The sequence below is a fragment of the Shivajiella indica genome, from assembly GCF_042683085.1.
GTDB classification, from domain to species: domain Bacteria; phylum Bacteroidota; class Bacteroidia; order Cytophagales; family Cyclobacteriaceae; genus Shivajiella; species Shivajiella indica.
This window is the reverse complement of record NZ_JBHUIV010000034.1, coordinates 76,412-95,922: the sequence shown is the minus strand read 5'-3', so window position 1 is coordinate 95,922 and position 19,511 is coordinate 76,412. Positions and strand designations below refer to the sequence as shown.

The following is a 19,511-nucleotide window of genomic DNA, read 5'->3' as shown; positions in this document are numbered from 1 at the left end:
AAAGGCCTGATCTTCTCTACTATTGTGTTTCTTATGTCACTTTTGTGGTTCGTTATTTAAAGGCTTACATCCGCTTTGTGTACCTTGTGACTTTTCGGGAAATTTGTTGCCCACAAAGCCTCAAAGTGACACCAAGTTATTTTTGTCTTTAGCGGGCATTTTTACATATGTGAATAGTCCAATAATTTTAATGGAAGAACTTTTGTGTTCCTGTTGTCACTTTTGTGGTTCGTTATTTAAAGGCTTACATCCGCTTTGTGTACTTTTTGACTTTGAGGGACAATTGTTGCCCACAAAGCCTCAAAGTGACACCAAGTTATTTTTGTCTTTAGCCGGGCATTTTTATAATGTGAATGGTTCCCTAATTTAAAGGAAGAACTTTTGTGTTCCTATTGTCCCTTTTGTGGTTCGAAATAATCCTTTATGGTTTTAACATGGGGAAAAGTCTTCGGATTTCTGCTTCAGTGGGTTGGGAGCCGTATTCACAGACTTCAAAGAGTTCAACATGTTTTACCCGGGATGCCATTTCCGTTCCATACCATTTTTCCAAGGAAGTTAAAGCCGATGGAGATATCTTACCGGTTCTTTTTGATTTCAGCCAGGCTATTCTTTCCTCTTTCCCTAGAGGTACCTCCTCTTCATATCTCCCGATCCAAGGTAACCATTCATAAAATTGGCTTTCGTGGGCATCCATGGCATAAATTTTTTTATCTATTACTGTGGTGATATCTACCGCAATGTCAGCACGGAAAGGATATGGCTTTTGGAAGTGATCCTGAAAATATAGGAATACCGGATTTTTACTTAATGGTGGCGTGTCAGGCGCAATATTCGGAACTCCGACCATATAGGCTGCATCCTGAACCAAAATGGCCGTATAGCGGTGGTCTGGGTGGTAATCATTGGAACGGTGGGAAATAACTACATCAGCATTCCATTCCCTGATTTTTCGGATAATTTCAAGGCGGATGGGAAGCGTTGCCAATAATTCTCCATCATGGTGATCCAAGACCTCATATGCTATACCCAGGCGCCTTCCTGCCTCTTTGGCTTCTTCTGTCCTTCTTTTAGCTAAGGCTCCTCCCCCCATTTCCATATGCCCGGCATCTCCATTGGTAACAGAAATGAATTTTACATGATGTCCCATTTCAGCAAACAGCGCAGCAGTACCTCCTCCCTTGATATCACAATCGTCCGGATGAGCCCCTATCATGATGATCTGTAAGGGTTTATTCTGGGCAAAGGAGAAATGGATACAGGAGAAAACGAAGAACAGGACAAATAAATAATTAGGTTTCATAGGCAAATTCTTTTGGGTAAAGATCTACCTAAGATACTAAAATCAAAATAGTTAGTGATCTCATTTTCCTTAGAAGGAAGATTATCCTTAAAAAACTTATCCTATTTTCTTTAAAGCTTTGTCAAACAAATACAAAAAGCTTTCCCGATTAAGATCAAAAAAAGCGGTAAGTTTCCTCACCGCTTTTTAAGACCTAGTTAATATTTTTACATTTTAGCCGAATAATTTGGGGCTTCACGTGTGATGCTCACATCATGTGGATGGGACTCTTTCACACCGGCAGCTGTAATCTTGACAAACTTCCCATTGCGCTGTAAATCTTCAATGGTCTTTGTTCCACAATATCCCATACCTGCCTGCAAACCTCCTACCAGTTGATACAATACTTCAGAAACCAATCCTTTGTAAGCAACTCTTCCCACAATGCCTTCAGGGACAAGCTTTTTGATGTTGTCTTCTGCATCCTGGAAATAACGGTCTTTGGAACCGGATTCCATAGCCTCCAATGAGCCCATTCCACGATAGGTTTTGAATTTTCTTCCTTCGTAAATGATCATTTCACCCGGGGCTTCTTCCGTTCCTGCCAAAAGAGATCCAATCATGATGGAACTTCCCCCTGCAGCTATGGCTTTGACCAAGTCACCTGAATAGCGTATTCCTCCATCTGCAATGACAGGTACCCCGGTTCCTTTCAAAGCTTCAGCACACTCAAATACTGCTGAAAGCTGTGGTACACCCACCCCGGCAATTACCCTTGTAGTACAGATACTTCCAGGACCAACTCCAACCTTCACGGCGTCTGCTCCTGCTTCAGCCAATGCAATAGCCGCCTCCGCAGTGGCAATATTTCCTACGATCACATCCAGATCAGGGAATACCGCCTTGATTTTTTTACATGCCTCAATTACACCTCTTGAATGTCCATGGGCTGTATCAATAGAAACCACATCCACTCCAGCATTTTTTAAAGCTTCCACCCGTTCTATAATGTCTGCGGTAACCCCAACAGCTGCTCCAACCCTTAATCTTCCATATTCATCCTTACAAGCGTGGGGCTTATCTTTTCTTTTCAGGATATCTTTATAGGTGATTAGACCGGTAAGTTTGTTTTCTTCGTCCACTATCGGAAGTTTTTCGATTTTATATTCCTGTAGAATTTCTTCCGCTTGCTCCAAAGATACCCCTGCTTTTGCGGTAATCAATCCATCCACAGTCATGATATCTTTGATCATTACGGTGGGGTCTTTGATAAACCTGAGATCCCTATTGGTGATAATTCCTTTCAGTACTCTTTTTTCATCTACTACCGGTATCCCACCTATATGAAATTCACGCATGATGGCTTCGGCGTCCCTAACTTTCGAATTGATATCCAAGGTAATAGGGTCCAAAATCATACCAGCCTGGGAACGCTTTACCTTTCTCACCTGGGCAGCCTGTTTCTCAATGGACATGTTTTTGTGGATAAAACCCAGGCCACCTTCCAAAGCTATTGCAATAGCTAAATCAGCTTCTGTTACTGTATCCATGGCCGCAGAAACCAAAGGAATGTTCAGCCTGATGTTTTTAGTAAGTTGTGTGGAGGTGTTGGTATCTCTCGGAAGGACTTCAGAGTAACCGGGAACTAAAAGCACATCGTCGTAGGTGAGTGCTTCAAAGAGGAATTTATCAGAATTTCTGTTCATGGCAAATATTAGGTTAGGTAACCCTATTTGCCCGTCAAAGATACAAATATTTTCCCTTGCCAATCAAACAGCTTTCAAAATAAATTTAAGTTTTAGCAGATTTGTCTCTCATTTATAGAATTTTATTCGGATAATCAATAAAAGATCACACAAGGTTTCATTTGAAATAAATGGATTTCCAGTCCTTTAATTTCAGAAAAGCGCAATCCAAAGGGTCCCAAAAGAGAAAATAAAGTATAAGATTCCAAAGATTGTGACAGCCTTTACATTGTTTTTAGCAAATATCCACGCAAAAATTGGGATCACCTGCAATGCATGAAGTCCAAAGAAATGAAAAACCCTTAGATCAATAAATCCTTTGGCCCAATTCAGAAAAAATATTCCCTCAAGACCATCCGGAGCCCCAATCGTATGGCCTAAATTGGCCGCCATGACAAAACCCTGGAGGCTGGCTATAATAAATATCAACATGCCAAGCTGAATACTTCTTTTATAACCTACAGGTAAATGTTCTTCATTTTTCAATAAGCGGAATGACCAAAATACCATAAGGGTATTGACAAAAATCGCGATCCCCATTATATTAAAAAGCATCGCATTGAATGCTGTAGTTATGTTAAAATGTGACATCTCACCCCTTGAAGCCTGTCCTATAATGATGACCTGTTCTATAAGCAACATCAAAATGATGACAATTTTAATTGTCTGAACCTTCCTAGGTTGAGAAAGGTAGTAAAGATACCATGCCATGGTCCAGGAAAAAGTACCTATAGAAAGGCAAAACTTCATAGGTTTATGCCAAATGTTTGCTCCTAAGAGCATCCTGTCATCATAAAAGGAAAGGATCAATAGAATAAAAAATGTCACAAAATTGAGCAGCCCAAACCAGCCCAAAGCACGACTTCTTTTAAATATTTCCCTAAAGATTTTCATCAATGAAAAGGGCTTTGATTGAGTTTTTTGATTTTTATGGCTCTAATAACAAAATAAGTCAACAACCCAACAGGTCCCAGCATAAAGGTTAAAATCAAACAAGGAAGGACTATCCACCTGTTGATATCTTTTTCCCAAGCATCCTTACTTATCCACATACCCACAAAAAGGTCAAAAGCCAGATAATGGATCCAACCTGCCAACAGTGCTTCATCGGAATGGAATAATGCACGTACCTCTGCAAGACTTCCAAACCCACCTTCACTGTTACCTCCCAAACCTTGGGTGATATAAAACAGATAGGTCAATGCTAAAACAATGAAAACACCTGAAAAGAGGGTTTGATAAATCCATTTCCTTGGGTAAAAAATAAATAAGGCCAACCAAGAGAAAAAAGCCAAAGTACTGGCCATCCCGAATACTGCTTCTAACGTCGTCATAGTGGTTTTTTTAGATCTGTAAGAAATTTACATATTAATTTCCAAAATCTAACACCTCTATTTCATTCAATTGAATCCCTTGAAGTGCCTTTCTTTTTTAATTTTGCAATATAGAACCCATCGAAACCGCTTTCCTGTGCCAATACCTTTTGGTCTTCCACCATTTCAAAATCTTTTCCTTTTTCTGAAGCAAGAAACTTTTGCACCTGTTGTTGGTTTTCAGAAGGTAAAATGCTACAGGTAGCATAAACCAGAATGCCGCCGGGCCTTACCATAGAAGAGTAGTTTTGGATGATTTCCTGTTGGATTCCCTGAACTTTCTCTATAGACTCTGGACTCAGTTTCCACTTGGTGTCCGGGTTTCTTTTCAGTACACCCAGGCCGGAACAGGGCACATCCAATAAGACCCTGTCAGCTGATTCTTTCAGTCTTTTGATGGTTTTGTTGCCCTCAATCACTTTGGGTTCTATGATACTGATCCCATTTCTTCGGGCTCTCAACTTGGTGTTCTGCAATTTCCAACCTTCAAGATCCATGGACAAAATCCTTCCTTTGTTTTCCATCAAAGCTGCCAGGTGTAGGGATTTTCCCCCAGAACCTGCACAGGCATCAATTACCCTCATTCCAGGTTTGACATCCAAAGCAGCGGCAACCAGTTGGGAAGAAGCATCCTGAACTTCAAACAAGCCTTCTTTAAAGGCTGCATTTTTAAAAATATTCTGACGTTTTCCCAATACTAGAGCATCTTTATAGCCTTTTGGTGCATAAGTTTCAATACCATCTTCGGCTAAACGTTTGGCCAATTGCTCTCTGGTGATTTTTAAGGTATTGACCCTGAGTACCACTTCAGCCTGTTGGTTGAGGGTATCGATTTCCTTATCCCATTTTTCGCCCAATTGAGCGGCTCCCATTTCATCCAACCAATCTGGTATGGATTGTTTTAGAGCTCTGTTGCCAATAAGGGCTTCATATTTGGCTTTGATTTTTTGGGGCTCAAGTGCTTTGAATTCTCTCCAGTCCGGTAATCCTTTTCCCTGTAAAACCCAATAGGTACCAAAAAGATGGTATAAATCCTTAGAAGGGCTCACTTCATTGATCAATCGCCACCATCGGACCATTTCATACACAGATTCTGCCACAAAGGCCCTGTCCCTGGCACCCCATTTTGGGTTGGATTTGAGGGTTTTTTCGATGACTTTATCGGCATACCTGTTTTGGTTGAAAATTTCGTCAATGGCATAGATTACCCCCTTGACCGTATTTGGGAAAAGTTTCATGGGACAAAGATAGTCAATACTGTTGATCAATTGACCTGGCCATTTACTTCCTTCTTTGAAGATCCTTTCCTATTTTTAAGCCATGGGACAGAAAAAATGCCCTCATTGTGGGGAATGGTCAAAGTGGACCACCAACATGAATGACCTTTGTGAGCATTGTGGGCAATCCCTTGGGGGGAAAGACCTGGAGTACCATCAAATAAGGGAACGGGATAAGCAGGCCAACAATGAGCAATGGATTTTTTATATCAAAGAAACAGATTCTGCTTTTATGAAGGGATTGAAAACTGTAGGAAATGTTTTTTATACTATTTATATAGCCATATTAACTTTTTTGGCCTGGTTGGTGGCTATAATGCCGGGATGATGCGTGTGTTCAAAAACCCTTATTTTGTTCTTGCCTGTTTGATTTTTTGGGTGAACCAAGTTCTGGAAAAGTATTTTGGTATTTTCATACCCTGGATTCACGAATACCTGGATGATTTATTGGCCATGCCGGTTGTACTGGGGATTACTTTGCAGATTTTCCGATGGATTCATCCCCAAAAAGGAAAATTCAGGTTTTCAAAAATTCAGGTGGCAGTTGGCTGGCTTTATTTTTCTTTCCTTTTTGAATTTTTATTGCCCAAATGGTCAAAAATTTATACCTCTGATATTTGGGATGTTTTGGCTTATGGGATCGGTTCCTTGGCTTTTTTTGTATTAATCAATGTAAATTCGACCTCTAATAATGCCCCAAAGCTATGACACTTAAGGAATTATTTCAGGAATACAGTGGAGCCCTTCAAAAGCTTTATCCTAAAAATGAAGCTGAATCCCTTACTTTTTTGCTTTTTGAGGAATTTTTAGGTAAAAAAAGGATTGATCTGCTTAGAAATGAAAATATGGATAAAATACCCGAAGCGTTGAAGGTGGCTCTGTGGAAATTGATGGCCGGTGAACCTATTCAATACATAATCGGAAAGGCCCCTTTTTATGGAAGGGAATTTTTTGTCAATCCATCGGTTTTGATTCCTAGGAATGAAACCGAAGAATTGGTTCATTTGATTATCAAAGAAAACCAACAATCGGGATTGAAGATATTGGACATAGGTACAGGCTCCGGCTGTATTCCCATCAGTCTTGCTTTGGAAATGGACAAACCCTCGGTTTATGCCATAGATATTAGTGAGGATGCACTGGAAACGGCCATAAAAAATGCTTCAGAACTTCATGCAAAAGTAGATTTCAAAATATTGGATATCCTCAAGGAAGAAATTCCTTTCCAAGATTTGGACATTGTGGTCAGTAATCCTCCCTATGTGCGCTATTCAGAAAGAGAACAAATGCATCAGAATGTCCTGGATCATGAACCCCACTTGGCATTGTTTGTCTATGATGAAGATCCCTTACTTTTTTACCGGGTAATTGCAGAAAAGGCTTTGAAAGTATTGAAACCTGGGGGAAAACTGTATTTCGAGATCAATGAGGCTTTAGGAAAGGATACCAAAAAGTTGATGGAAAGTTTGGGATATTCAAAGGTAAGGTTGGTCAAAGACCTGAATGATAAAGATAGGATGCTTGTGGGGATTTGTTAGAGATACATGTAGTTAAAGTTAGAATTTTTTTGGCAGTAAAGTTTCTCTGAGAAAGCGGTTTAAGTCTCAATATTGAAAATCTCCCCTATCCAGAATATGCCTTTGGAATGAAATTCTGAGATCCCTTCCGGAACATTGACCATAGTAGCATGTTTAATAGGGATTATCCTTGATCCGGCTGTATTTCGTATTTCTATAAGGGTATTTTCTAAAGCATACAATTGAATTGTGCACGATGTAAACCATTTTCTGAATTGCCCTGTTTTTACTGGAAAGTAACGGATGTTGCCATCCCATACAACCAGATCCAAAAACTCCAGCATAGATTCAAGTTTATATAAGTTCCGGTGATCAAAACCTATGATATTTGCAGCGGAATGTTTGGTAGCAATCAGGTATTGTAGCGATTCTTCTAGAAATTGCCCTTCTTTCACCCCTAAAAATTTTACAGGATATTGTTCTTCCAACAAATGGAAATTGGATTTTTGAAACTCCAGATCAGCGAGAATCAAATCAATTTTGATCCCCCAGGAAATAACAGTATAAGCTTCCTCCTGACTGACCAAAACAGTGGGGACCCATTCCAAAAGAGGGGCAATTTGGTCAAAATGTATACCTGTGGTATCCAAAATGACCAAGGCGGGTTCCTGCTGTTCTTTTACAAAATGGTGCGAAGACATATGAAATTATCAATTATCAATTACCAATTATCAAACTCCAAAACACAAACTCCAAATTTCAATCTCCAAATCTACTTTTTTGGCCACAATACTGTCTCAAAAGGATCAAGCCCAGAGGGCTTTGAAAAAGCGTTGGGCGTTTTTATAGGCCAATTTTTCGAGTTGGGCTATGCTGAGATTTTCAGCCAATTTTTCCAGTATTGCTGGGTACTTGGAGGCATTTTCCACAATGGGAAAATAGAAAGGATGTCTTGAGGGATCGGGAAAGTCCTTGGTATAAAAGAAGTCTGCACCGAAACACATTTGTTCTTCTGCCCCTATCTCAAACCCATAAAGGATATGCTCAAAAATCCGTTCCGGCTTCTCATTGTCCAAAAAGGCCCTGAGAAAGTTTATCCCAATGATTCCACCTCTTTTGATTACTTCCTTGGCAAATTCATCGGAAAGATTCCTTTTATGGTTCCACAGCTTTCTGAAGTTTGAATGGCTGGCAATGACCGGGATGTCCAGTTTTTGTTTTTCTATGTGATTGAGAATGCCTTCCGCCAAGAGGTCTGAAGTGTGCGAAAGATCGATGGCTATTTTTTTCCCTGAAATATAATCCAGCAATTTTTTTCCATCATCCTTCAGACCTATTCCTTCTGTGTAATTTCCCCCTCCAAACCTGTTTTCGGTGTGATGGGTCAAACTTATATAGGCCATCCTTCCTGTAAGTTTGATCAAATGATCCAACTGATGAAAAGCCTCTTTTATAGGCACTTTTTCTTCAGCAAGTCCTGCCGCATTTTCAATGGCTGTGACTAATCCGATTTTAGAATTCAGATTCATCCCGGATAAAAATTCAGCATCTGCCTGTACAACCTCTTTAGGGTAAGTCATCAACATTTCCCTGAATTTAAACGCTTGCCTGATAGCTAGGTCCATGCTCCCTGGTTTGACGTCTGTATAAATGGCGCAAACCTGCATTTTCACATTTCCTTTTTGTAATAAGGGAATAGCACAGGCGATGTCTTCAACTTTGTCTGCTTCAGCCTTTGGGATTTTAGCCAAGTAAGACAAAATATCGCAGTGGGTATCTATAATGGGAATTTGCATAAGGCCTGAAATGAATACCCAAAGAAACCAAAAAATGATACTTTTTTAATACTTTTAAGCTTTAATATGTGTATTAAAATTTAAAGAATGAACTATGCCTGTTGCCAAGCCCATTAATTTTCATAAATGGATAGAAGAAAACCGTCATTTACTCAAACCGCCTATCGGCAATCAGGTAATGTACCAAGGGAATGATGATTTTATAGTGATGGTCGTGGGAGGGCCCAATTCGAGGAAGGATTTTCACTATGATGAGGGGGAAGAGTTTTTCTATCAGATTGAAGGGGATATTGTTCTCAAAATAGTGGATGAGGGAGAGGTAAAGGATATCGAAATCAAGGAAGGTGAAATGTTTCTCTTACCTGCCAGAACACCTCATTCTCCCAGAAGACCGGCCAATACTATCGGTTTGGTGATGGAAAGGTATAGGAGACCAGGGGAAAAGGATGGATTTATCTGGCACTGCGAAAACTGTGGGCATAAACTCTACGAAGAATATGCCGAGATTACAGATATTGTCAATCAATTGCCACCGATCATGGAAAGGTTTTGGAGTAACCCTGAACATACAAAATGTAGTAAGTGTGGAACAGTGATGGAGAAGTAGGAGGGAAAGATGATTTCGAAAGTCGGATTTCGGGAAATGGATTTGGAACTTTGATCCCACCTGATATTCCGAGAAGGTTGTAATTTTGGGGTTTGGAATTTGTAATTTTGGGGTTTGGATTTTGGAATTTTAAAAGGTTTCCCCAACTGCAAAATAGAATCCCCTTGCCCCTTCCTGTCCGAAGGCCATATCCACAGCCAGATTCAGCCTGCCGGTTTTATTTAACATAACCCTTGCTCCGATACCTCCTGCAGGCCTGGTGGCTTCAAATAATTTTAATTGAGGTTGTTGGATATCAAAAATGGTTAATGATTCTCTGGATGTAGTGGTCACACTGCCAAATACAACCCCGCCCAATAAACCGTTTCGGGTAATAGGGAACCGATATTCCGTTTCAGCGGTCACCCAACGTTGGCCTCTAAACCTTCCGGCAACATATCCTCTGCCAATCCTGTTTCTCATGTCACTGGCATTAAATGGTAAATGCATATAAGGAACCTCACCTGAGAATATAAAATGACCTATTCCCCAAAACCCAAGGATATGTCTTGGTCTTTCTTTTGAAAGGGATTTAAATAGTCGGGTTTCTAGATACAATTGGTCAAAGGTTGTAGCCGAAGCTAAAAACTTAGAATTGATTCTATAGGATACCTGAATAAAATTACCCCGATAGGTATTTACGGTATGGTCACGGCTGTCAAATACAAAATTTGCACTAACCCCAGAAGTAGAATAACCGGTAGGATCTATTCCTTTTAATGTGTTATAGGCATAGTGACTTGTAATCACTGGGCTTTCTGCCTCAAGATCCAACAAAACATCATGAATATTTTTGTGGGAATCCAAGTGGTACCCAAGTCCCCCATAGATATTTTTCTTTATTTGCCTTAATGCAGTGTAGTGAAATCTCCATTGATTGAATTCCAATGGCTGTGAACCCTCAATTCCCTCAATGGGGAATTCGCCAATATTCCAGCCATGCCTTATGGGTTGCTCGTTGTCTGAACCCAATCCATAGGTATTTTCCGTGAATTTGGCATATTTTAAATCCAACAGCATTTCCCATTTATTTTCATTGGTCATGATTGTCCCCCGGACATTTGCAATGACCTGGTTTTTTGTCGTGAGAGAAATAGAACTGGATAAATTGGAAACATTGGTAGTCTCAGGATTTCCGAGGTACATGGCACCGGTAAAACCTACTCCATAAAAGAAACCCATCAAAGGATTGGATCCAACTGTAGGAACCAAAAAATACATTAATTTTCCTTTTTGAGGAATTCCCGAGGTATTTTTCTTGCCGGCCTTCTTCCCTCTGATTATCTGTGGAAGGTCAACTGAATCAATATAATTGATAATTCTTGGTTGGGTATGATTGACCTGGGCAGTGGTATGTTGAATCACAGGATATCCTGTAAAAAAAAGAAAAAAGAATAAAATATTTAGGCAAATAGATAACCTAAGATGGGAAAGGGCATAATTCATTTGAACCAACCTTTATATATATAAAATTAACTAATTCTATAACCTGTTAATTGAAATTACATGAGTTTATTTCGCAAGACTATATGAGTTTGTGATCACAATAAATACCACTATCATTAATATAGCTTCCAATACAGGGATTTGAATCGCAAAGGCCAGTATCAATGGCGTTAATGAAATCACTCCTTCAAAATAATTCCTTTTAAAGGGGAGAATAGGGTCAAGACGAGTATTAATTTTATGAAATGCCCATCAAGAATCAATCACACTATTGGAATAGACTTCATGATGGGCATTTTGTATTTTATATCAATTGGAAACGTGAATATTCAACTACTTCACTTCTACTACTAACTTAGGTATTCTGCCGTTGAATTTTGATCTGGCTTCGGCGCCAATTCTTTCTACCACAGGTGTGGCAAGGTCGATGCCCACATCGGCAGTTTCATCAGCAGAGAATATGCCAGGTTGGGTACGCTCAATTCGGCCTTCGCCAACTTTGGTTCCATCAATGGACAGGGTTCCCATTCCTCCTTTTCCTGGTCCTCCACCATCATAAGCAAAATCAAACACGATGGTATGCTTGCCCGGGGTCAATTTTGTCTTCGCTGATACTGTGTAGCGGTCAATTCCCAAGAAATTATAGTCATAAGCAACAATTCCGTCTTTTACATACAATGCCCAACCACCAAATCGTCCACCTTGAGCAATCAAAATACCATTGGCGGTGGTGCCTGCATGGATTTCAACTTCTGCGGTAAGCGTGATTGGTCGATTTTTGATATTGATGAATACGTTTTCTGACATCCCAACCATTCCCTCGGCAAGCGTAAGGGTCTTTCGGTCTCCTATGATATCAGGACGTCCTACATTTGCGGCAATCATTCTCTCGAAAGTACGGTCATCAATTGGCAAAGCATAATTCCTCTCCGCTTCTTTCATAAACAGGTCCTGCAATTCTTTGAGTTTTTCTGGATACTGACCTGACAGGTCATTTACCAAACTGAAATCATTCGCTACATCATACAGTTCCCAGATATCTTCTGATAACGGTCTGCGCGGTTTTTCTTCCCAAGGGGCCTTGTGGATGGTTCTTGCATACCAGCCTTCATGGTAAATGGCACGGTTACCGATTATCTCAAAATATTGGGTGGTGTGCCGCTCTTTCGCAGCGGCATCGTTGAAGGCGTATACAAGACTGATTCCGTCCATAGGTCGCTGTTCGATTCCATTCACGATTTTTGGTTCGGGCAAACCAGCCGCTTCCAGAATGGTAGGCGCAATATCTATCACATGAGCAAACTGATTACGTAATCCACCGTTTGCTTTAATTCCTTTCGGCCAGCGAATAGACATGCCTACCTTGGTACCACCATGATCAGAGCCCATCTGCTTGGTCCATTTATAAGGAGTATCAAACATCACTGCCCATCCTGCTGCCATGTGCGGATAGGTTTCAGGACTTCCCCACTTGTCATATTTTTTGAGCATATCTTCTACTGTTTCCTGCACGCCATTGAAATAGGTCATTTCACTGAACATGCCATTTGCTCCACCTTCGGCGCTTGTTCCATTATCTCCATACACAAAAATAATCATGGTGTTATCCGCTTGCCCAGTTGCTTCAACAGCATCCAGCAGTCGTCCAATTTCATAGTCGGTCATGTCCAAGAAACCGGCAAAAACTTCAGCCTGCCTGGTAAATAATTTTTTCTGATCAGCTGTTAAACTCTCCCAATCTTGAATAGCTTCAGGTTTTGGAGCAAGTTTGGTTCCTTTAGGGACAATGCCCATTTCAATTTGACGAGCCAGAATTTGCTCTCGCATAACATCCCATCCCCCATCAAATTTACCTTTCCATTTGTCAATGTAACTTTGAGGAACATGGTGTGGGGCATGTGTTGCTCCCGGAGCAAAGTACATGAAGTAGGGTTTTTCAGGTGTAAGCGCTTTTTGATACTTCATCCAGGCTACTGCCTGATCGGTCATGTCCTTCATGAAATGATAGTCGGGATCCTCAGGAAGTTCTACAGGATGTGTTCCGTCATATACAAAGGGGGCCCATTGATTGGTTTCTCCTCCAAAAAATCCATAAAACTTATCAAAACCCTGTCGGTGTGGCCAACGGTCAAATGGACCGGAAACACTGGTTTCCCAAGTTGAAGTTTCATGCCACTTGCCAAAAGCACCAGTACTGTACCCATTCAACCTGAGCATCTCGGCTAATGGCGCAACATTTTGTGGAATTTCACCTGTATTTCCAGGGAATCCAGTGGCCATTTCTGTTATGAAACCCATATTATTTGCCTGGTGGTTACGACCGCTTTTTATTGCAGCCCGGGTTGGAGAACACACTGCGGTTGTATGAAAGTTGTTAAAATAGATTCCTTCAGATGCTACCTTATCAAAAGTGGGTGTTGCAACCGGGCCACCAAAAGCACTGGTCCCTGCAAAACCAAGATCGTCGACCAAAACAAGAATCACATTGGGCGCTCCTTCAGGAGCTTTTACCTCAAAACGAGGTGGAATTGTCGCATTGCGAACATCCAATTCACTCGTGGTCGCTGGAATTGGTGTTTTTATTGGAAGGTTGGTTCGATCTATTTCTCCTGGATTAATACCGGATTCTTTTTTGGATGTTGAATATTGGTTTTGCCCACAAGAAAATAAAAAAGAAACCAAAACCTATAATGGATTCCTGTTTTCACAGCCATTCACGAAGTCAAATAGCCGACTTTTCACAGAACTTGAAACATTTTTGTAATTGATACTGGATGCTAATGGCGAAATTCTCTCATCGCCTTAGGTAAATGCCTATTTATTTTAAGTAAAAATTATTTATTCAATCCACTGACCCATGATTTTTGCCAACCCAATGTCAAGGTAGTGAAATCCTGACCTAAACGTACAATTACGCCGGTACTAAATGCAAATTTTAAAGAGCTAAACTTTCCAGTAGGCACCACGGCGGTGATTCCAAGCCGGGTGTTTTCTGCTCTGTCATCATTGACAATATTATTTAGAGAAGATTTCCCTCCAGCATAGAATGTACCGTCTAGTGCTACCCAAAATAGAGGGTTGATGTTGTAACTCAAATGGGCCTGAAATGCGCCCATTGGTTTTTGTGTTCTGACCACATCCCCAGGGAAAAATGAATTGTTGGCGGTGAAAAACCAAACACCGCTGTAAAAATCAGCCAGCCAACGTTTTCCAATTGGGTGTGAGATGGCCAGTTCAGGTCTAAAAGACCACCTGTTGGTTCCCAAATTGATCAGCTTGTCTTCGAAAAACTGGCCAGTCGGGGCAATAATATTTATACTTGTCCCGATAATGGTGTTTCTTTTGGCATTTCTTAATTCTTCCAATGTGGCTGCTTCGCCCCCAAAGACCAAAACGGAATACCTTAAACGCATATCTGCCAATCCGGAGCGGCTTACACTGGCAGATACCTCTTCTATATCTCCTGAAACTTTGGCCCAGGCATAAGGAAAGACCACCAATGCCTGTGAACTTAAACCAAAAAAGTTGAATGCATGGGAAATACCAATAGATGAAGTAAGCAAATCCGCTTTAATATTCTGAAGGGGTATGGTCGGATCTGTCACAACATCGCCAAAGGAATAACCAAGGCCGGTTACCAATACGGTTGTTTTAAGAGGAACTCTCATGTAGGCCCTTGGGTCAAGATCCTGTGAAAAAATGGGATGGTTTAGACAAAAAATGTAGATACAAAAAAATATTTTTCCGGAATATGAAACCTTAGCGTTCATTGCAGGGAACTGTTTGTACGAATATACAAACCTTTGCTAGCTGATTTTGAAATTAAGGAAAATTTAAAATCCCTTTTTCTTTCCCCTTGTACAAAATTAAACTCTTGGGTTTCTTGTCTATATAAAAATTGATGATATTCTGTTGACCTTCAAAATGCTCGATAAGAACATTATTGTAAACCTCAACTTGGTTGGGAGTTTCTACTTTTTCAGACTCCAGATAGAACCAGGCTGCTTCTTCTTCAATTTCAAAACCCAGATAATTCAGTTTCACCTTTTTACCGTTTACGGAGATTTCATTTCTTTCTAAAAGGTATTCCGCAGCCATTTTTTCAAGGGCATTTCTATCTGATGGGTTCAGAAAATCCACTTTGGATGAATATAGGTCTCCCAAAGCAACTTCCAGGTCATCCCAGAAGATTTTTTGGGCGATTTCCAAACGACCATTGTTGGTGTTGTATCTTATTTCGGTTAAGCTGATATAGAAAGGGTGAAAAAACACCTTCCATCCCAAAAAGAGAAGGAATATATAATTCAATTGCATTTGGATAAGCTTATTTTATTTTCTTTGCAAATTAGACATTAAACTTGCATCTCTGAAAAATAATTCAGGAATTAAAGGAATAAGCAGCGAATGGGACAGTTTCAACTGTATTTTCAATTGGGAATCCAGCATATCCTGGATTTAGATGGTTTTGATCATATTTTATTTGTAGTGGCACTCTGTGCCATTTATGTGTTAAGGGACTGGAAGAAAATCATCATTCTGGTCACCGCATTTACAGTAGGCCACTCCATTACCTTGGCATTGGCAACGCTACAATTGGTCAAAGTAAATGCTGAATGGGTGGAATTTCTAATTCCTGTGACCATAGGAATCACAGCCTTAAGTAATATATTTAAACCTAAATCATCCACTGGCAGGGGTATTCAGATCAATTACCTCTTTGCCATTTTCTTTGGACTGATCCATGGATTGGGATTTTCCAATTACCTGAGATCCCTTTTAGGCAAAGAATCTTCTATATTCGAACCCTTATTGGCATTCAATTTAGGTTTGGAAGTAGGCCAATTGGCAATTGTTGTCATATTTATGGTTACTTCCAGTATATTGGTAGGCATCATTGGCATAAACAGGAGAGATTGGGCTTTGGTCATTTCATCCCTTGTGTTGGGCATGTCCATCATGATGATGTTGGACACTAAATTTTGGTAGTATTAAATAAAAGCGCATAATCCCTCAAACAATAAAAATGAGAGTTTGAATTGGTTAAAATGAAAAGTTTATGAAAAAACTATTTACCCTAACATCCTTCCTTTTAATTATTATAAGCGCCATTCCTTCCTTTGCGCAATGGTCAGAGCAGAATCACGCCGAGCGTTTTGAGCAATTGGGGCCCATGCTTCGTTCTCCCAATGTATACAGAACGGCATCCGGTGCCCCTGGTCATATGTATTGGCAGCAAAAAGCGGATCATGAAATAGAAGTCGAACTGAATGATGATAACCAATCTATTAAAGGTTGGCAAAAAGTTACTTATTACAACAATTCCCCTGACCCTTTGAAATACCTTTGGATCCAATTGGACCAAAACGAAAGGGCAAAGGATTCCAATACCCCAAAAATCGCGGAAAGTACCATCAATCCAAGAATGAGCTTACGCCAGTTGGAGTCCATTTTGTGGCATGACCTGGACTTGGGGTATAAAATCCATTCGGTAAAGGATATGTCAGGAAAAGACATCTCTGTTACCATTGTTCAGACTATGATGCGGGTAGATCTTCCACAGCCATTGATGCCGGGACAAAGTACGGAGTTTACCGTGGACTGGAGCTTTAATATCCATGATAGGATGAGCTTTATCGGTGGCCGTCCGGGATATGAATTTTTCCCAAAAGATGGAAATTACCTTTATACCATGGCGGAATGGTTTCCCAGAATGGCTGTTTATTCTGACTTTGAAGGATGGCAGCATAAGCAGTTTGTAGGAAGGGGTGAATTTGCACTGACTTTTGGGGATTATAAAGTAAAAATCACGGTACCTGCTGACCATATGGTGGGAGCAACAGGGGTTTTACAAAATCCGAATGAAGTGCTAAGTTCAACAGAACTTCAAAGGTGGGAACAAGCTAAAAAGACCTATGACAAACCTGTCATCATCAGAACCCAAGTGGAAGCGGAGAGGTTGGAAAAACAAAAGGCCAGAGACAAAAAAACATGGGTTTTCCATGCAGAAAATGTAAGAGACTTTGCCTGGACTTCTTCCCGTAAATTCATCTGGGATGCCATGGCTGTCAAACAGGGAGGTAAAGATGTAATGGCCATGTCTTACTATGCCAAAGAAGGAAATCCTCTTTGGGAGCAGTATTCAACAAGGGTGGTGGCCCATACTATAAAGTCCTATTCAGCAAGAACTTTTGACTATCCTTATCCCGTAGCCATTTCTGTTGAAGCTACCAATGGAATGGAGTATCCTATGATCTGTTTCAACTATGGACGTCCGGATGAGGATGGCACTTATTCCGATGCCATCAAATACGGGATGATCTCTGTGATTATTCACGAAGTTGGGCACAATTTCTTCCCTATGATTGTCAATTCTGATGAAAGACAGTGGTCCTGGATGGATGAGGGATTGAATACCTTTATGCAATACCTGGCCGAACAGGAATGGGATAGAAATTATCCTTCCCGAAGAGGGCCTGCACATAAAATTGCACCATACATGGCCAGCGAAAAGCACCTTTTGGAGCCTATCATGACCAATTCTGAAAATATTATCCAGTTTGGTCCTAATGCTTATGCCAAACCTGCGACAGCATTGAATATCCTCAGGGAAACCATCATGGGCAGGGAGCTTTTTGACTATGCCTACAAAGAATATGCAGAAAGATGGATGTTCAAACATCCGACTCCTGATGATTTCTTCAGGACGATGGAAGACGCTTCCGGCATAGACCTGGATTGGTTCTGGAGAGGATGGTTCTTCGGTGCTGAACCTGTGGATATTTCTTTAGAGGCTGTAAATTGGTATAAACTGGATAACAGAACTCCTGCTCAGAAAAAAGCAGATGAGAAGAAGGCTGCTGACAAAGAAGCCTACCATATTTCCATGGATTATAACAAAAAAGACATTCCACAATCCGTGGTAGAAGCTGATCCTGCAACCCGGGATTTCTACAACAGCTATAATCCATTTACGGTAACCCCAGAGGATGAAAAAGCTTACAATGATTTTATGGCCTCTTTGAATCCAAAAGAAAAAGAATTGCTGAACAGTGGGCTGAATTTTTATGAGCTTAAATTCAGAAATGTGGGAGGTCTTGTGATGCCTTTGATAATTCAATTTAACTATACTGACGGAACTTCCGAGGTGGAAAGAATTCCTGCCGAAATCTGGAGACTCAATGAATGGGAAGTTAGTAAAGTGTTTGCCAAGAAAAAAGAGGTTTCCAATATAGTGTTGGATCCCTTAAGGGAAACAGCAGATATCGATGAGTCCAATAATTATTGGCCAAGACAGTTTGTACCAAGCCGATTTGAACTGTTCAAAGGAGCTGGAGGCGTCAGAGGAGCTGCAAGGGGAGATAATCCTATGAAACGTGCTCGTACTGGAAGATAATGAATTGAGAAATAAAATAAAAAGCCCTGAAAATTGACTTTTCAGGGCTTTTTTGGTTTTAAAAAGTTTTCCTTTGAGTAAAAAATGATGTAGGAAACTCGTTGGCGATCATTTCATTGATAACCAAAGATAGAGTTCCAAGCTCCTGTGAAATGATTTCCCACACAGCACTTAGCTTGAGGTTGAAATACTCGTGGGCAATGAAGTTTCGGAATGATTTGACTTTATACCAGGGATAGGTATAGCGGTTAAGTATTTCATCATCTACATGATTAATGGCCTCTTCGATAACAATAAACTGCATTAAAACTGCTTGATGTACCAACTCATGTTTTTCAAAGGATTCTTTTTCCAGACCTTTGGTAAATCTTTGAATAGACTCGATGGCTTGTTGGATGTGTATAAGTCTAGCCTTACTTTTGAGTCTCTTATCTTTCATAAATCAACCTCAAATCTTTTTTTATCTCTTGAGAAGCTACTGAATCAATCGAGTCATAGAAACCAATATCAACAGGCATTTGCAAGAGTCTCTCTAACACGAATTTGATATCTGCTAAATCAAAATAGGAGGTATCCTCCTCAGCCTCTATGGCTAGGTCTACATCATTTGGAGAGATGTTGTCCTCACGGGTAAAAGAACCAAATATCCATGCTTTTTTTACTTTAGAAAAATTAGCGAGCTCATTGCAAATCGCTTGTTCAACTTCTTTCTTTTCATAAAAAAGGGACGGTATATAAGCTGCTTTTTCTTCTGCAACAGACAGTGCTTCCCGCCCTAACATTTCTCCATTGATCTGATACAGCAACTTATCAGACATCCATTTTACCAATAAGTCGGATTCAGCCACGTTAAAAAACGAAGCTAGCTTAATTACCTGGGCCTTGGTGGCATTTCTTTTTCCTCGTTCTATTTTACTCAACAGGCCTTGATCGATTTCCAAAACACCGGATACCTGCTTCAACGAAAGCTTCCTGCTCTTTCTTAATTCTCTTATTAGCTCTCCAAAATAATCCATGTAAAACCTTTATTTTATAAATT

The 19,511-nt window shown here is 40.3% G+C and carries 19 protein-coding genes; 6 read left to right on the top strand and 13 right to left on the bottom strand.

Annotated features, from left to right (window positions below; all coding sequences use genetic code 11):
• Positions 1 to 421 precede the first annotated feature (421 nt).
• The 5 genes from ACFSKV_RS19420 to ACFSKV_RS19400 form a co-directional block, all read right to left on the bottom strand.
• Positions 422 to 1,300 (bottom strand): PIG-L deacetylase family protein, encoded by an 879-nt coding sequence (locus ACFSKV_RS19420; protein ID WP_380806690.1) that lies wholly within the window; start codon positions 1,298 to 1,300, stop codon positions 422 to 424.
• A gap of 206 nt (positions 1,301 to 1,506) precedes the next feature.
• Positions 1,507 to 2,985, bottom strand: a complete 1,479-nt coding sequence (gene guaB / locus ACFSKV_RS19415) for an IMP dehydrogenase (RefSeq protein ID WP_380806687.1) — start codon at positions 2,983 to 2,985, stop codon at positions 1,507 to 1,509.
• A 192-nt stretch (positions 2,986 to 3,177) separates the two neighbouring features.
• Complete coding sequence (locus ACFSKV_RS19410; RefSeq protein WP_380806685.1) at positions 3,178 to 3,918, bottom strand: hypothetical protein; 741 nt, start codon at positions 3,916 to 3,918, stop codon at positions 3,178 to 3,180.
• Positions 3,918 to 4,358 (bottom strand): ABA4-like family protein, encoded by a 441-nt coding sequence (locus ACFSKV_RS19405; protein ID WP_380806682.1) that lies wholly within the window; start codon positions 4,356 to 4,358, stop codon positions 3,918 to 3,920. The genes ACFSKV_RS19410 and ACFSKV_RS19405 overlap by 1 nt, the downstream gene beginning before the upstream one ends.
• Before the next feature lie 62 nt (positions 4,359 to 4,420).
• Positions 4,421 to 5,635 (bottom strand): RsmB/NOP family class I SAM-dependent RNA methyltransferase, encoded by a 1,215-nt coding sequence (locus tag ACFSKV_RS19400; protein ID WP_380806679.1) that lies wholly within the window; start codon positions 5,633 to 5,635, stop codon positions 4,421 to 4,423.
• Positions 5,636 to 5,717: 82 nt separating this feature from the next.
• On the opposite strand from ACFSKV_RS19400, the gene ACFSKV_RS19395 reads away from it, so the two are divergent.
• From ACFSKV_RS19395 to prmC, 3 genes are read left to right on the top strand one after another with little or no spacing between them, the layout of a single operon-like run.
• Entirely contained in the window at positions 5,718 to 6,002 is a 285-nt protein-coding gene (locus ACFSKV_RS19395; protein ID WP_380806676.1) for a hypothetical protein, read from the top strand.
• Entirely contained in the window at positions 5,999 to 6,382 is a 384-nt protein-coding gene (locus ACFSKV_RS19390; RefSeq protein ID WP_380806673.1) for a magnesium citrate secondary transporter, read from the top strand. Before ACFSKV_RS19395 ends, ACFSKV_RS19390 begins: the two co-directional genes overlap by 4 nt.
• Positions 6,379 to 7,212, top strand: coding sequence for a peptide chain release factor N(5)-glutamine methyltransferase (prmC, locus tag ACFSKV_RS19385; RefSeq protein WP_380806670.1), 834 nt, complete (start codon positions 6,379 to 6,381; stop codon positions 7,210 to 7,212). The genes ACFSKV_RS19390 and prmC overlap by 4 nt, the downstream gene beginning before the upstream one ends.
• A gap of 59 nt (positions 7,213 to 7,271) precedes the next feature.
• Here the strand turns inward: prmC and ACFSKV_RS19380 are convergent, their stop codons facing one another.
• Together ACFSKV_RS19380 and ACFSKV_RS19375 are read right to left on the bottom strand one after the other, a co-directional pair.
• Positions 7,272 to 7,892 (bottom strand): thiamine pyrophosphokinase, encoded by a 621-nt coding sequence (locus tag ACFSKV_RS19380; protein WP_380806668.1) that lies wholly within the window; start codon positions 7,890 to 7,892, stop codon positions 7,272 to 7,274.
• A gap of 105 nt (positions 7,893 to 7,997) precedes the next feature.
• Positions 7,998 to 8,987: a dipeptidase gene (locus tag ACFSKV_RS19375; protein ID WP_380806666.1), complete on the bottom strand. Its 990-nt coding sequence runs from the start codon at positions 8,985 to 8,987 to the stop codon at positions 7,998 to 8,000.
• 94 nt (positions 8,988 to 9,081) lie between these two features.
• Here ACFSKV_RS19375 and ACFSKV_RS19370 point away from each other — a divergent pair, with 94 nt between their 5' ends.
• Complete coding sequence (locus ACFSKV_RS19370; RefSeq protein ID WP_380806664.1) at positions 9,082 to 9,594, top strand: 3-hydroxyanthranilate 3,4-dioxygenase; 513 nt, start codon at positions 9,082 to 9,084, stop codon at positions 9,592 to 9,594.
• Between the two features lie 129 nt (positions 9,595 to 9,723).
• Here the strand turns inward: ACFSKV_RS19370 and ACFSKV_RS19365 are convergent, their stop codons facing one another.
• The 4 genes from ACFSKV_RS19365 to ACFSKV_RS19350 all read right to left on the bottom strand — a co-directional run bounded on the left by ACFSKV_RS19365 (position 9,724) and on the right by ACFSKV_RS19350 (position 15,393).
• Positions 9,724 to 10,998 carry a BamA/TamA family outer membrane protein gene (locus tag ACFSKV_RS19365; protein WP_380806662.1) on the bottom strand — a complete coding sequence of 425 codons (1,275 nt, stop codon included), beginning with the start codon at positions 10,996 to 10,998 and terminating at the stop codon, positions 9,724 to 9,726.
• Between the two features lie 414 nt (positions 10,999 to 11,412).
• Positions 11,413 to 13,761 (bottom strand): arylsulfatase, encoded by a 2,349-nt coding sequence (locus tag ACFSKV_RS19360; protein WP_380806660.1) that lies wholly within the window; start codon positions 13,759 to 13,761, stop codon positions 11,413 to 11,415.
• 152 nt (positions 13,762 to 13,913) lie between these two features.
• Positions 13,914 to 14,747 carry a transporter gene (locus ACFSKV_RS19355; protein WP_380806658.1) on the bottom strand — a complete coding sequence of 278 codons (834 nt, stop codon included), beginning with the start codon at positions 14,745 to 14,747 and terminating at the stop codon, positions 13,914 to 13,916.
• A 154-nt stretch (positions 14,748 to 14,901) separates the two neighbouring features.
• Entirely contained in the window at positions 14,902 to 15,393 is a 492-nt protein-coding gene (locus ACFSKV_RS19350; RefSeq protein ID WP_380806655.1) for a DUF6702 family protein, read from the bottom strand.
• 90 nt (positions 15,394 to 15,483) lie between these two features.
• On the opposite strand from ACFSKV_RS19350, the gene ACFSKV_RS19345 reads away from it, so the two are divergent.
• Both ACFSKV_RS19345 and ACFSKV_RS19340 read left to right on the top strand, forming a co-directional pair.
• A complete protein-coding gene (locus ACFSKV_RS19345) occupies positions 15,484 to 16,065 on the top strand; it encodes a HupE/UreJ family protein (protein ID WP_380806653.1) in 582 nt (193 codons plus the stop codon).
• A gap of 70 nt (positions 16,066 to 16,135) precedes the next feature.
• Positions 16,136 to 18,472 carry a M1 family metallopeptidase gene (locus ACFSKV_RS19340; RefSeq protein ID WP_380806651.1) on the top strand — a complete coding sequence of 779 codons (2,337 nt, stop codon included), beginning with the start codon at positions 16,136 to 16,138 and terminating at the stop codon, positions 18,470 to 18,472.
• Between the two features lie 58 nt (positions 18,473 to 18,530).
• Here the strand turns inward: ACFSKV_RS19340 and ACFSKV_RS19335 are convergent, their stop codons facing one another.
• Both ACFSKV_RS19335 and ACFSKV_RS19330 read right to left on the bottom strand, forming a co-directional pair.
• Positions 18,531 to 18,911 carry a HepT-like ribonuclease domain-containing protein gene (locus ACFSKV_RS19335; RefSeq protein WP_380806648.1) on the bottom strand — a complete coding sequence of 127 codons (381 nt, stop codon included), beginning with the start codon at positions 18,909 to 18,911 and terminating at the stop codon, positions 18,531 to 18,533.
• Positions 18,901 to 19,488 carry a helix-turn-helix domain-containing protein gene (locus ACFSKV_RS19330; RefSeq protein WP_380806646.1) on the bottom strand — a complete coding sequence of 196 codons (588 nt, stop codon included), beginning with the start codon at positions 19,486 to 19,488 and terminating at the stop codon, positions 18,901 to 18,903. The genes ACFSKV_RS19335 and ACFSKV_RS19330 overlap by 11 nt, the downstream gene beginning before the upstream one ends.
• Positions 19,489 to 19,511 lie beyond the last annotated feature (23 nt).